Source organism: Streptomyces sp. NBRC 110035 (assembly GCF_000829695.1).
Lineage (GTDB): Bacteria > Actinomycetota > Actinomycetes > Streptomycetales > Streptomycetaceae > Streptomyces.
On record NZ_BBNN01000052.1, the window covers coordinates 1 to 13,367 of the forward strand.

Annotated in this window: 10 protein-coding genes and 1 tRNA gene; 2 read left to right on the forward strand and 9 right to left on the reverse strand. The window is 71.2% G+C overall.

Going from position 1 to position 13,367, the window contains the following annotated elements; all coding sequences use genetic code 11:
- Positions 1-31 precede the first annotated feature (31 nt).
- Positions 32-1,672: an IS4 family transposase gene (locus TU30_RS30165; protein WP_052479970.1), complete on the reverse strand. Its 1,641-nt coding sequence runs from the start codon at positions 1,670-1,672 to the stop codon at positions 32-34.
- Between the two features lie 162 nt (positions 1,673-1,834).
- Between TU30_RS30165 and TU30_RS30170 the strand changes: the two genes are divergently transcribed.
- On the forward strand, positions 1,835-3,652 hold the full coding sequence (locus tag TU30_RS30170; protein WP_042176178.1) for a hypothetical protein: 1,818 nt from the start codon (positions 1,835-1,837) through the stop codon (positions 3,650-3,652).
- Between the two features lie 230 nt (positions 3,653-3,882).
- On the opposite strand, the gene TU30_RS30175 is transcribed toward TU30_RS30170, so the two are convergent.
- From TU30_RS30175 to galU, 7 genes are all read right to left on the reverse strand, one after another.
- Positions 3,883-3,956 (reverse strand) — tRNA-Ala (locus tag TU30_RS30175).
- 83 nt (positions 3,957-4,039) lie between these two features.
- On the reverse strand, positions 4,040-5,356 hold the full coding sequence (glpR, locus tag TU30_RS30180; RefSeq protein ID WP_042176181.1) for a gephyrin-like molybdotransferase receptor GlpR: 1,317 nt from the start codon (positions 5,354-5,356) through the stop codon (positions 4,040-4,042).
- Positions 5,357-5,536: 180 nt separating this feature from the next.
- A complete protein-coding gene (locus TU30_RS30185; protein ID WP_042176243.1) occupies positions 5,537-6,187 on the reverse strand; it encodes a GNAT family N-acetyltransferase in 651 nt (216 codons plus the stop codon).
- Positions 6,188-6,240: 53 nt separating this feature from the next.
- Positions 6,241-6,816, reverse strand: coding sequence for a molybdenum cofactor biosynthesis protein B (locus tag TU30_RS30190; RefSeq protein WP_107068620.1), 576 nt, complete (start codon positions 6,814-6,816; stop codon positions 6,241-6,243).
- Complete coding sequence (moaC, locus tag TU30_RS30195) at positions 6,813-7,379, reverse strand: cyclic pyranopterin monophosphate synthase MoaC (RefSeq protein ID WP_078878644.1); 567 nt, start codon at positions 7,377-7,379, stop codon at positions 6,813-6,815. The genes TU30_RS30190 and moaC overlap by 4 nt, the downstream gene beginning before the upstream one ends.
- Before the next feature lie 84 nt (positions 7,380-7,463).
- Entirely contained in the window at positions 7,464-8,786 is a 1,323-nt protein-coding gene (gene glp, locus TU30_RS30200; protein WP_042176183.1) for a gephyrin-like molybdotransferase Glp, read from the reverse strand.
- Positions 8,783-9,694 carry a UTP--glucose-1-phosphate uridylyltransferase GalU gene (galU, locus tag TU30_RS30205; protein ID WP_042176248.1) on the reverse strand — a complete coding sequence of 304 codons (912 nt, stop codon included), beginning with the start codon at positions 9,692-9,694 and terminating at the stop codon, positions 8,783-8,785. Before galU ends, glp begins: the two co-directional genes overlap by 4 nt.
- Positions 9,695-9,786: 92 nt before the next feature.
- Between galU and TU30_RS30210 the strand changes: the two genes are divergently transcribed.
- On the forward strand, positions 9,787-10,404 hold the full coding sequence (locus tag TU30_RS30210; RefSeq protein WP_078878646.1) for a 5-formyltetrahydrofolate cyclo-ligase: 618 nt from the start codon (positions 9,787-9,789) through the stop codon (positions 10,402-10,404).
- 67 nt (positions 10,405-10,471) lie between these two features.
- On the opposite strand, the gene TU30_RS30215 is transcribed toward TU30_RS30210, so the two are convergent.
- Entirely contained in the window at positions 10,472-13,306 is a 2,835-nt protein-coding gene (locus tag TU30_RS30215) for a penicillin acylase family protein (protein ID WP_042176188.1), read from the reverse strand.
- Positions 13,307-13,367 lie beyond the last annotated feature (61 nt).

The window sequence follows — 13,367 nt, forward strand, 5'->3', positions numbered from 1 at the left end:
CCCAAGGCCGGGTAGTTAACGTTTTCGCAGGTCATGCAAGGCTTGTTGGGGTCCAGGCAGTGGCGGCGTACAGGCCCGGGCCGAGTTTGTGGATGAGGCCACTCTCGGCCCATCTGGAGAGCTGTCGATACATGGTCTCCATGGTGATGTCGCCGAAGTGAGAAGCGATGTCACGGGGGCGCCAGAGGCGGGTGGGGTCTTCCTCGAGCAGGCCCAGGATCCGGTGACGGCGCCGGTCGGCGGGGGCGGTGTTCCGATCGTCGCGGGAGATGGCGGGGAGTTGAGGGTGCGGTTTGCGAGGCTCGAGGACGCTGATATCGAGACGGGTGATGGTGCGGCTGGTGTCGGGCCTGCCGTCGTCATGGCGAGTGCTGTAACGGGACATCGGTGACTTGACCTTGCGGGTGCTGACGCGCTGCCGCCGGGGCGGCAGGAGACGGGCCAGAATCCGGTGCCCGATCAGCCCGACGCGGCCGACATCGGCGGGGTCGGTGATGACGGCGGCGGCCTGGACGACCTGGTCGCGGGCGGTCTGGAGGGCGACGGTGAAACAGCAACGGTCCGGATCGGTGCCGGGCAGCGACTCGGCGGCCTCGACCATCATGGTTCGCAGAGCCTGGTAGAGGGTGAGCAGGGCCCACATCTCCTGTTCGACGCCGGCCGGGTCGCCCGAGCGCAGGACACGCCCGTTCATGATCGTGTGGCGGAGCGCGTAGTACGCAGATTCGTGTTCCCACCGCTGGTGGTAGAGGCCCACCAGTGCGGCCGCTGGGTAGCGGCCGGCGTCGGTCAAGGTGGTGACCAGCCGGTAGGAGCCGGTGAAGACGGTACCGTCCGCGCAGGTCACCGTGATGTTCGCGTCGATCACACGTACCTTCTCGGCGGCGGTCACCGACAGGTATGAGCCGTCGGCGAGACGTGTGAGAACGGGCGTACGCCGGTTGCTGCGGAGCCGGCCCAGGAACTGGGCGCGGGTCGCGGTGACGGAGGCGAGGAAGTCGTTGCCGTCGAAGCCCTTGTCCCACAGGACGAGCATGTCCGGCCGCAGCAGATGCAGCAGGCGCGAGGCATAGCTGGTCTCGCCCTCGGCGGTGGGCCCGAACACCGCGCCGAGCAGGGCCCGTGTGCCGGTCTCGACCAGCGTCATCAACTCCATTGTGGGATAGCCGTGATGGGAGGTTCGCCCCAGCCAGGCCCTGTTTCGCCCAGAGTCGGGGACCTTCTGGGAGCTGCAGCCGTCGAATGACACAGTCCGGTACGGCCCGAACCGCACTCCGGGTGTCGTCGGCCGGGCCACAGGCCCCGCGAGAACCTCGAATAACGCCCGCACCGGCGCGCTGCCCAGTCGTCGGCGCAGATCACGCAGGGCCTTCGGCGTCGGGGAGGCCACCGGCACTTCGGCCAGCCCGGCCGTCAGCTTGTCCCAGACCAGCCGGTAGCCGACTTCAGGGAACAGACACATCGCGAGCAGGAAGTAGATCCCCACCCGCGAAGGAAGATCACGCAGTCGTCTCTGTACCGAGCGGGTCTCCGCCAGGACCGCGTCGACCAACTCGAACGGCACGACGGCCGTCAGCTCGCCCAGATGCCCGGGCGCGAACCGGCCCGCAGCGACTGTGACCGTACGGGTGATGGCCATCACCGGGGCCGGCAGGACAGGATGAAACGGCAACGGAGCTCCTCAAGTACAAGCTGTCTTGGACGACTGCCTGTACCAACGAGCTCCGTTGTTCTGCGTCGGAAATCCTTCAACTGGCTTGCGTGACCTGCGAAAACGTTAACTACCCGGCCTTGGGGAAAGGCCCGTCATCCGGCTGCTGCACGGGCACCGCCGATGATGCCCCGCCCGGCGGCGGACGAAACAGCCGCACGAGCCCTGCGGCCCCGCATCCGCCCCGGCAAGATCACCAAGATCGAGGACTCCAAGGTCGGCCAGCTGCTCACCCTGCTCGATCATTCCGGTGTCCCTCAGCAGATGGAGGAACTCCTGGCGGGGCGGCCGGGCCCGGCAGGGGTGCGTCCGCGCACGGTGCTGGCCGGTCTGCTGCTGGCCGCCTACTTCACGGGCCGGGCCACCATCGCCGAAGCCTGGCGCATCCTCCACTTCCGCCTCGAACCCAGAGCCCGCACCTGGCTGGACATCCCGGCCGAAGCCCCGACAACGGCGCGGCAGTGCGTTGCCGCGAGCCGCCGCCTCTACCGGGGCTTCGACCGCATCACCACCGTCCTCGACCCCGCCCGCTGCGACCGCCGCTCCCGTCTGCCCCAGGACATCGCCGACGCCTACACGGACGCCTGGAACGTCCCCTCCGGCCGACAAGCCGCAGAACGGCTCCAACAGCTGGCCAACCAACTGGTCCGCTCCCCGGTCCGTCTCGCTCACAAGCGCGGTCACCTGCGCGGCTGGCGCGGAGACGTCGGCGTGGATGCCACCTCCATCCCCGTCCTGGCCCACCCTGCCAGCGACCGCACCCCGACCGCGCCGGTGGAGATCACCGCAGGCTGGCACTACAGCGGCGGCTCCGGAGAGGGCACCTTCGGCTACAGCGCCACCTTCGTCGTCGCGGCCCACCGCCGCCGCCCCGGCGAGAGCGCGGGCAAACCGACCGCCTACCCGCAAATGTGTGTCGGCCTGATCCTGGACACCCCCACCGTCCGCACCGGCCGCAACGCGGTCCTCGCCCTGGAAGAGCTGTCCGTACTCGGCGTGCCGGCGGGCACCTGCGCGGCCGACCGCGCCTACACCGGGTGTTCTCCCGAGAACTTCCAGATCCCCGTCCGCCGTCTCGGCTACCGACTCGCCCTCGACTACAAGGTCAACGACCGCGGTCAGCAGGGCAGCTGGCAGGGCGCCCTGCTCGTCGACGGCTCCCTCGCCTGCCCGCACATGCCTGCCGCACTCGTGCAGGTCACCCACGGGCTGGGCGACAAAGCCGTCCGCGAGATCCGCGACAACCAGCAGCTCACCGAACACATCACCGCCCGCGAGCCGCACTACCTCAAGACCAAGCAGGGGCCTGACGCACGCGGCGCCATCCGCCTCCAGTGCCCGGCCGCCGGACCGTCGCCGTCGGTGAACTGTGCGCGCCGCGACCGCCCCCGCACACCCCGCACGCCGGGCCCGCCCTCTGCAGTGGTCGACTTCAGCGACAGCCGCAAACGCGCTGCCCATCCCGCCGCCCGGCCCACCGTCCAACTCCCCCAGGACGAATGGCTCAGCCCACCGCCAGCGGACGAACTGCCCCGTGTCTGCAGCAAGTCCGACATCACCGTCCCCGCCGACGCCGCCGGCGACCTCAAGACCGCCAAGTTCCGACAGGACAGCCACTACCTGTCCGACGACTGGATCGCCGCCTACAAGCCCATCCGCTCCCACAACGAGGGCATCCACGGCCGCCTCAAGGGCGACGAGATCGACATCGGCAACCCGAAACACCGCCCGGCACCGGGCCAGGTCGCCCAGACGCTCCTCGTCGCCCTCATGGTCACCGCCGGAAACCTCGACATCCTCGAAACCTGGCTCTACCAGCGCACCGGCAGCCAACTCACCGACAGCGTCTTCGACAACACCGATCCCCAGCCGCCGACATGGCCCGAGACTGAACCACCCGCACAGGCCGGGCGGCCGCCGCCGCCCACCACAGGCCGCTGAACCACGAGAACCGAACACAACCACAGCCAGCCCCGGAACCCCGGGGCTGGCTGTGATGTCCGCGACACGGAATAGCGGGACAGCGACACAGTCACACTCGACGTCCGCCGCCATCCACCACCCCGAACAGGCTCGAACAGACCCCGGAAACGACGAAGATCCCGCCCGATCATGAAGATCAGCGGGATCTCGTCAACTACCCCTGAGCTAACTCAAGAACAGTCGTGCGGTGGACCTGTGGGGATTTGAACCCCAGACCCCCTCGATGCGAACGAGGTGCGCTACCAGACTGCGCCACAGGCCCTTGCAACGAGAGAAACCTTAGCACCCCGATCGGGGTGCTCGGAAATCCGTTGCCGGTGGGGGGTCACCTGCGGTTTCGGAAGGTCATTCGTTGGCGGCCCGGGGGCGGTCGCCGTCCTCGTACTGGTCGAACAGCGGAGTGCGGTCGCGCTCGCGGGCCCGGCGGGCCGAGGCCGCCGCGGGGGTCCCCTCGCGCGGGCGCCTCCGGGCGTGGGGGAGGGCGCCGGTGCGGCCGGGGTCGTCCGGGTGGCCGTCCTCGCCGGTCCCGGCACCCTCCGGGTCCGCGTCGTCGGACGCGGCGGTCTCCTCCGGGCCCGGGGCCATGGAGCTCGAGCGGGCCGAGCTCCAGGTGTCCGGGGCGCCGAGGTCCACGCCGCTGGTGGCGCGCGGGGCGACCGGGGCGGTCACGTACGTGGGCAGCGGAACCGGGACCGGGTCCCAGCTGTCGCCGCCCTGGCCGGGGCGCCGCCGGCGCTCGCGCTGCTGGTCGATCCACTCGGCGTGGTCGGTCTGCTCCACGAGGGCCCGCCGGTCGGCGGCCAGGGCGGAGAGGCCGGGGTCGGTGGCGGGGTCCACGTCCGTCTCGAAGCCCTGCTCCGGGCCCTCCGGTTCGTCGGTGTCCGTGTCGGCGACCGGCGGGCGGCGGCGCGGCCGGCGTTCGCGCTCACGCAGCCGCTGCGCCGCGGCCTCGGCCTGGCGGCGGTCCATCTGGTAAGCGAACCGGCGGCGCTCCTGGGAACGCAGGTACGCGATGTAGACGCTCAGCAGCACGGCCGGTACTCCGGGCGCCCACAGGAACGCGAGTCCGCCGACCGCCGCGACGACCGCGCCGAGTGTGAAGGCGAGGAAGAGCAGGGTGGTGGTGCGCCGGCGGCGTGCGAGCACCTTCGAGCGCCGGGCCCGTGCCGCGGCGGCCTGCGCTGCCGCGGACTGCTGGGCAAAGGCCCGGTCCGGTCCGGCGGGCCGCACCCTTCGGGTGCCGCGTTCGCGGCGGGCGGACGGGACGCGCCCGCGTGCGGCACGGGCTTCGGAGCCGGATTCGGAGCCGGGCTCGGGCTCGGGGCCGCGGTGGTCCGGCCGCTGCGCGGGCGGCTGCTCCCGTACGGGTGCCTGCGCCTGCGGGCGGGTCCGGGACACGGCGAAGGCCCGGACGTCCACCGAATCGGTGACCGCGTCCGGGTCGTGGACGCCCCGCTCCTCCTCGTCGGTGGAGCGCGCCCGCAGGTCCTTGGCGTACCGGCGCTCCATGCCCGCCCGTCCGGACAACAGACGGATGGCCGTGCTGAAGCGTTCCGTCGGACGGGCTTCGTTCAGCTCGTCCTGCCTACGGAGCCACATCGGCACCAAGTAGGCGGCCCAGGCCCCGACAATGACTGCGTAGATGAGGCCGCTGCTGCTCACGCCTCACACGGTAGAGGGGTTCAGGTGGGGCCATCCGCCAATTGAGCCGGTGTGTCGCACGATCCGGCTGATATCTCGAACTTTTTTGGATCGATGCGATCAGCAGACCGCCCGAAACGCGAAATCCCCCGCCCCCACCGGCTTCGGACGGTCACCGGGCGGCTGAATTCGAACGTTTATTCAATTACCGGGGCTGTGCGGTATTCCGGGATGACGCCATCCGCCCTCGGGCCGCCCCGACCGCTCCGGCCGGCCTTGCTCCTCCGCCTGTTCACGCCGGGATCGTGTCCTTTGCCAGCGGCCGAGCAGCCCCTCGGGCACTTCTTCCGCGGTGAGCGCGAAGACGAGGTGGTCGCGCCAGTCTCCGTCGATGTGCAGATAACGCGGGCGCAGCCCTTCCTCACGGAATCCGAGTTTCTCCACGACCCGCCGGCTGGGCCCGTTCTCGGGGCGGATGCACACCTCGACGCGGTGCAGCCCGACCGTACGGAAGCAGTGGTCCACGGCCATCGCCACGGCCGTCGGCATGACTCCGCGGCCGGCCACCGCCTCGTCCACCCAGTAGCCGACGTGGCCCGAGCACATCGAGCCCCAGGTGATCCCGGCGACCGTCAACTGGCCGACCAGAAGCCCCTGGTACTCGATGACGAACGGCAGCATCCGGCCCGCGTGCGCCTCGGCCCGCAGATGACGGACCATCTGGCGGTAGGTCGGCCGGTGCGCGACCGGGCCGGCGGGGGTGGGCGGCGGGATGGTCGCCTCCCAGGGCCGCAGCCAGTCACGGTTGCGGCGGTTGACCTCGCGCCAGGCCCGCTGGTCGCGCATCTTCATGGGCCTCAGGACGACGTCGCCGGCGGCCAGCTCCACGGGCCAGGCCGGGCCGTTCAGCTCGCACCCCCGCCACTGGCCCCCGGCCCGGGATGGTCACCGCCGCGCAGCTGGTCCACCGCGTGCTTCAGCAGCGGCTCCAGGACGGCGAGGCCGTCCTTCACCCCGCCGCGGGACCCCGGCAGGTTGACGATCAGGGTCCCGTTCTCCGTGACCCCCGCGACGCCCCGGGAGAGGGCGGCCGTCGGCACCTTGTCCCGGCCGTGGGCCCGGATGGCCTCCGCGATGCCGGGCACCTCGTGGCCGATCACCGCGCGGGTCGCCTCGGGAGTGCGGTCGGTGGGCGAGATGCCGGTGCCGCCGGTGGTCACGATGACGTCGTACCCGGCCTCGGTGCCGGCGCGCAGCGCGGCCTGGACCGGGTCGCCGTCCGGGACCACCTGGGGGCCGTCGACGGCGAAGCCGAAGCGCCGCAGGCCCTCGGCGACCAGCGGGCCGCCCGTGTCCTCGTAGACGCCGGCGGCGGCCCGGTTGGAGGCGGTGACCACCAGCGCGCTGTACGGCGCGAGCAGTGCGCCGCCGGCGGACGCGCCGGTGAGGGACGCGTCGCCGGCGGATGCGTCGCCTGTCATGTTCTGCTCCAGTCGCCCGACGTGCCGCCCGTCTTCTCCTCCACCCGCACGTCCGTGATGACCGCCTTCTTGTCGACCGCCTTGACCATGTCGATCACGGTGAGCGCGGCGACCGAGACCGCGGTGAGCGCCTCCATCTCGACGCCCGTGCGGTCCGTCGTCCTCACGGTGGCCGTGATCTCCACGGCGTCGTCCGCGACCGACAGGTCCAGTTTCACACCGGACACCGCCAAGGGGTGGCACAGCGGGATCAGGTCGGGGGTGCGTTTGGCGCCCATGATGCCCGCGATCCGCGCGGTGGCCAGGGCGTCTCCCTTGGGGACCCCCTCGCCGCGCAGCAGTTCGATCACGCGGGGGGAGACCAGGACCCGGCCGGTGGCGCGGGCGGTGCGCGCGGTCACGTCCTTGCCGGAGACATCGACCATGCGGGCGGCGCCCGCCTCGTCGATGTGCGTCAGACGACCCTGGTCGGTCGGACGACCCTGGTCGGTCGGGCGACTCGGGTCGCTCAGGCGGCGCTGGTCAGGGGGTCCGGGGGTGTCCCCCCGGGAAGGCACGGTCATGAGTGTGGCGCTCCCGGTCCGGGCCCGCCGCGGTGCGGCGCACGGGCCTGCTGTGCGCGACACGGTACCGCCCACCCGTGCGGGTCAGCCGAGCAGGATCACCTCGACGTCGGCGCCGGAGACGACGGACTCGGTCTCCTCGCCCACGACGATCAGCGCGTTCGCCCGGGCGAGGGCGGCCACCAGGTGGGATCCGGCGCCGCCGACCGGGGTGACCTCACCGTCGGCGTACCGGCCGCGCAGGAACTGGCGGCGGCCCTTCGGGGACCTCAGCGCCCCGTCCGCGGTGAGGGTGGCGCGCGTTCTCGGCCGGTGGACGTCGGTGAGACCCATCAGGGTGCGGATGGCGGGGCGGGCGAACAGTTCGAAGGAGACGTACGAGGAGACCGGGTTGCCGGGGAGGGCCAGCAGCGGGGTGTGGTCGGGGCCGATGGAGCCGAAGCCCTGGGGCTTGCCGGGCTGCATGGCGAGCTTGCGGAAGTCGATGCCGCTGCCCGGCTCGTCCTCGTCCCCGACGGACGACAGCGCCTCCCTGACGACGTCGTACGCCCCGACGCTCACACCGCCGGTGGTGACCATCAGGTCGGCGCGCACCAGCTGGTCCTCGATGGTGTCCCGCAGGGTGTCGGCGTCGTCGGCGACGGCACCCACGCGGTAGGCGATGGCGCCGGCGTCGCGGGCGCAGGCGGTGAGGGAGAAGCTGTTGGAGTCGTAGATCTGGCCGGCGCTCAGTTCCCTCTCGGGCTGGACGAGTTCGCTGCCGGTGGACATCACCACCACGCGCGGGCGCGGGCGCACGCGCACCGTGCCGCGGCCGATCGCGGCCAGGAGGGAGATCTGCGGCGGGCCGAGGACCGTGCCGGCCTCCAGCGCGCGGTCCCCGGCCCGTACGTCGCTGCCCTTGGCACGCACGTGCGCGCGTGCCTCGGCCGGGCGGTACACGAGCACCTGCCCGGTGGCCCCCTCGGGGGCCGGGCCGCGGGCCCGCATCGCGGCGACCGGGCCCTCGCCGAGCCCGCCGTCGGTCCACTCGACGGGGACGACGGTCTCGGCACCGGGTGGGAGCGGGGCGCCGGTCATGATGCGCGCGGCCTGGCCGGGGCCGACCCGGAGCAGGTCGGCCTGGCCGGCCGCGATGTCGCCGAGGACCTCGAGGGCCGCCGGGTACTGCTCGCTCGCGCCCGCGACATCCGCGACCCGCACCGCGTACCCGTCCATGGAGCTGTTGTCGAACGGCGGCAGGGACACCGGCACCGTGACGTCGTCGACCAGGACGCAGCCCTGGGCGTCGAGGAGGTTCAGCTCGATGGGTTCCAGGGGGCGGACGGTGGCGAGGATGTCGTCCAGGTGCTCGTCCACCGACCAGAGGTGGTCCGGGCCTGCGGTGCGGGGCGCGGCGGTGCTCAAGGCTGCTGCATCTCCTCGGTGACGTAACGGCGGAGCCAGGTCCGGAAGTCCGGTCCCAGGTCCTCACGTTCGCACGCGAGTCGCACGATGGCACGCAGGTAGTCGCCCCGGTCGCCGGTGTCATAGCGGCGGCCCTTGAAGACCACGCCGTGCACCGGGCCGCCGACGTTCTCGTCGTCCGCGAGCTGCTGGAGGGCGTCGGTCAGCTGGATCTCGCCGCCGCGGCCCGGCTCGGTCCTGCGGAGTATGCCGAAGACGTGCGGGTCGAGGACGTAGCGGCCGATGACGGCGTAGTTGGAGGGCGCGTCGGCCGGGTCGGGCTTCTCGACCAGGCCGCTGACCCGGACCACGTCGGAGTCGGCGGTGGTCTCGACGGCGGCGGAGCCGTAGAGGTGGATCTGCTCCGGGGCGACCTCCATGAGCGCGACGACGCTGCCGCCGTGCTGCTCCTGGACCTCGATCATGCGCTGGAGCAGGAGGTCGCGCGGGTCGATCAGGTCGTCACCCAGGAGGACGGCGAAGGGTTCGTCGCCGACGTGCGGGGCGGCGCACAGGACGGCGTGGCCGAGGCCCTTGGGGTCGCCCTGGCGGACGTAGTGCATCGTCGCGAGGTCACTGGATTCCTGGACCTTGGCGAGGCGGGCGGCGTCGCCCTTCCTGTTGAGGGCGGACTCCAGTTCGTAGTTGCGGTCGAAATGGTCCTCCAGGGGGCGCTTGTTGCGGCCCGTCACCATGAGGACGTCGTCGAGACCGGCGGCGGCGGCCTCTTCGACCACGTACTGGATCGCCGGCTTGTCGACGACCGGCAGCATCTCCTTGGGAGTGGCCTTGGTGGCCGGCAGGAACCGGGTGCCGAGGCCCGCCGCGGGGATGACAGCCTTGGTGATCCGAGGGTGCGACTGAATCATGCCCGCCACCATATCCGCTGCCTTCGCAGGGAATCTGGGGCTCCGCACATTTAAAGCTCATATGAGCATATTGGAACGGTACGGGGACAGAGTTGAGACAGAACGAACGTGCGAACGATCATGCCAAGCGTGCGTTGCGACGGGAAATCCTCCTGGCGAGGGGGAGGTTGACGGCGGATGACGTACGGGAGTCCGCGACCGCGTTGGCCGACCGGGCGCTCGGACTGCCCGAACTGGCGCACGCGCGCACGGTGGCGGCGTACGTCTCCGTGGGGAGTGAACCCGGCACGCCCGCGCTCCTCGACGCCCTGCGTGCGCGGGGCGTACGCGTGCTGCTGCCGGCCCTGCTCCCCGACAACGACCTGGACTGGGGCGTGTACACCGGCGGGGAGTCCCTCGCGCGCGTGCGGCACGGCGGCGGGCGGTTGACGCTGCTCGAACCGTCCGGGGAGCGCCTCGGTCCGGACGCCGTGACCGGGGCGGACGTGGTACTGCTGCCGGGCCTGGCCGTCGACGGGCGCGGGATGCGGCTGGGACGCGGCGGGGGCTCCTACGACCGGGTGCTGGCCCGGCTGGAACGCGCGGGCGCGCACCCGGCGCTGGTGGTGCTGCTGTACGGCACGGAGGTCGTCGAGCGGGTTCCCGAGGAGCCGCACGACCGTCCGGTGCACGCGGTGGTGACGCCTTCGGGGGTACGGCGGTTCGGCTGATCCGGTGCACGGGAAGCGGCCTCCACGCACGCGTGGAGGCCGCTTCCGTATCAGCGAAGGCCGCTGCTCACGGCTTGAGCAGCAGGGTGTTCTCGGTGTTCTTCCCGACCGCCTTCTCCGAGAAGGACCACTCGAGCAGTTCGCCCTCCGCCCACTTGTCCGTCTGGTCGACGTAGTGGGCGCTGTAGGCGTGTCCGGAGGCGCCGGTGAGGTTGATCCACCGCGACTTGTCGAGGTCGCCGAGGTTGACCACCATCCGCATCGACGGCACCCACACCACCCCGTAGCCGCCGGCGGCGTTCCAGCCGGTGGCGTTGACCGCGGCCTCGCCGCCGCCGAGCTTCCAGGGGCCCCGGTTGAGGGCGTACCGCGCGACGTCGGGCCCGGAGGTGCCCAGGGTCTGGTTCTTCAGGAACAGGCGGTGCAGCCTGCCCCAGCTCCAGGTGTCGATGTCCTTGCCGAGCTTGGCGGTGAGTTCCCACCGCGCGTCGATCAGGGCGCGCCGGAACAGCTCGTCGCGGTTCTCCGCGCCGGGGCGGGTGCCCGACTTCGGGGTCCTCCACCAGTCGCTGTCCTCGTCCTCCATCAGCGTGCGGACCACCTCGAACCAGCGGTCGCCGCCGTCGGGCTGGGCCTGGTCCGCCTCGCGCAGGCCGCACTCGCGGACCTTGACGCGTTCCTCGGCGGGCCCGGTCGGGTTGACCGGGTCGACCCACAGGCACTGGCCCTTGACCCGCAGTTCCTTGGGCAGCTTGTGGCCGAAGGCGAGCTTGAGGACGTTGCGCCAGACGGAGTTGAAGTAGGCCGCCGCCGCCGAGTCCGCGTTCTGGGTGTAGTCCCAGCCCTCCAGCAGCTTCTGCGCCTCGCGCACGTCCGGGTCGTCGACGTCGATCTTGAGCAGTTCGGGGACGAGCAGCTTGGCCATGCCGCTGCTGTTGTCGAGCTGCATCTGCCGCATGTCGTCGGTGGAGATCTTGCCCCCGTCCTTGATCTTCGACTGGATCAGATCGTTGATCCGCTGGCTGCGGGCGCCGTAGCCCCAGTCGGTGGTCAGGGTGTACGGGTACGCGTCCGGGTCGACGACGGCCTGGTTGGCGGTGACGATGTAGCCGCGGCCGGGGTCGAACTCGTAGGGCAGTTCGTCCTGCTCTATCCAGCCGGTCCATGCGTAGTCGGGGTTCCAGCCGGGGGCGGGGACGGAGCCGTCGTGGTCCTCTGCGCGGGTGGGGATCCTCCCGGGCAGGGTGTAGCCGATGTGGCCCTCGGTGTCCGCGTAGACGAGGTTCTGCGAGGGCACCTCGAACAGGGCGGCCGCCTCGCGGAAACCGTCCCAGTCCTTCGCGCGGTTGATCGCGAAGACGGAGTCCATGGTGCGGCCGGCGTCCAGCGCGGTCCAGCGCAGGGAGACGCCGTAGCCGTCGCCCCGGTCGGGTGCGGCGGAGTCGACGGTGGCCTTCTTCCCGGTCCGCACCAGGTCCTTGGACCGGTCGGAGAGCAGCGGGCCGTTGTTGGTCTCCCGGACGACGATCTTCTGCGCGTCGCCACCGGCGACCTCGATGGTCTCCTCGCGGGTCGTGAAGGGCACCACCTTGCCGTCGTACTGGTAGCCCTCGCCGGTGACCTTCTCCAGGTAGAGGTCGGTGACGTCGACCCCGGAGTTGGTCAGGCCCCAGGCGATGTCCTGGTTGTGGCCGATGATGACGCCGGGCAGGCCCGCGAAGGTGTAGCCGGAGACGTCGTACTGGCACTCGGCGGAGACGCTGCGGCAGTGCAGGCCCATCTGGTACCAGACGGACGGCAGTGCGGGCGACAGGTGCGGGTCGTTGGCCAGCAGCGGCTCACCGGTGATGGTGTGCTTCCCGGAGACGACCCAGGAGTTGGAGCCGATGCCGTCGCCGTTGACGCCGACGGCGGTCGGCAGGTCCTGCAGGACCTGCTGGAGGCCCGTCAGCTGGCTCTCCAGGCTGCTCCCGGTGCCGGCGGTGCCGCCTGCGGTGCCGTCCGTCCCGGCCGCCCCCTCCACACCGGTGCCGGGGTCCGTCGTGCCGGTGCCGGCGCCCGTGCCGGTGCCGTCTCCGGTGCCGATCCCCGTGCCGGTGCCGGTGCCGGTGCCGTCCGCCTCGTAGGTGCCGGTGAGCTCGTTGTACTGGCCCTCCTGCACCACCGGCTTGTTCCGGCTGTACGGGTAGGCCGGGTACAGGTCGGCGATCTGCTCCGGGCCGAGGCGGCTGGTCATCAGGGCGCGGTCGATCTCGTCCTGCATGTTGCCGCGCAGGTCCCAGGCCATCGCCTTCAGCCAGGCCAGGGAGTCCACCGGGGTCCAGGCGCCGGGCTTGTAGTCGTTGGTGAAGCCCAGGGCCGCGTACTCCAGGGAGATGGCGGCGCCGTCCTTGCCCTTCAGATAGGCGTTGACGCCCTTGGCGTAGGCGTCGAGGTACTTCTTCGTCGCCGGGGAGAGCGTCTTGTCGTACTCCTCCTGCGCGATCCGGTCCCAGCCCAGGGTGCGCAGGAACTCGTCGGTCTCGACCTGGCTCTCGCCGAACATCTCCGACAGGCGCCCGGAGGTCATGTGCCGGCGGACGTCCATCTCGTAGAACCGGTCCTGCGCCTGGACGTAGCCCTGCGCCATGAACAGGTCCTCGTCGGAGGAGGCGTAGATCTGCGGGATCCCGTGGTCGTCACGCTTCACGTCGACGGTGCCCGACAGGCCCTCGAGGGTGATCGAGCCCTTGGTCTGCGGGAAGGAGGCACGCACGGTGCTGACCGACCAGTAGGCCCCGTAGACGGCACCGCCGATCAGTGCCAGCACCAGGACGAACACGATCAGGCGGGCTTTGCGCCCCTTTTTCCTGCCGGACTTGCCGGGCTGCTGACCCGTGGAGGCGGTGGTATTGGGGGGCATCGCTGTCCTTGCTGTCCTTACGCGAGCGGCAGGGCGGGCTGTGCTTTTAACTGAGCGCTGG

Coding starts and splice junctions, on each gene's coding strand:
- TU30_RS30170 (WP_042176178.1), top strand. CDS start 1,835: ATGATGCCCCGCCCGGCGGCGGACGAAACAGCCGCACGAGCCCTGCGG.
- TU30_RS30185 (WP_042176243.1), bottom strand. CDS start 6,187: ATGAAGATGCGCGACCAGCGGGCCTGGCGCGAGGTCAACCGCCGCAAC.
- TU30_RS30190 (WP_107068620.1), bottom strand. CDS start 6,816: ATGACAGGCGACGCATCCGCCGGCGACGCGTCCCTCACCGGCGCGTCC.
- moaC (WP_078878644.1), bottom strand. CDS start 7,379: ATGACCGTGCCTTCCCGGGGGGACACCCCCGGACCCCCTGACCAGCGC.
- galU (WP_042176248.1), bottom strand. CDS start 9,694: ATGATTCAGTCGCACCCTCGGATCACCAAGGCTGTCATCCCCGCGGCG.
- TU30_RS30215 (WP_042176188.1), bottom strand. CDS start 13,306: ATGCCCCCCAATACCACCGCCTCCACGGGTCAGCAGCCCGGCAAGTCC.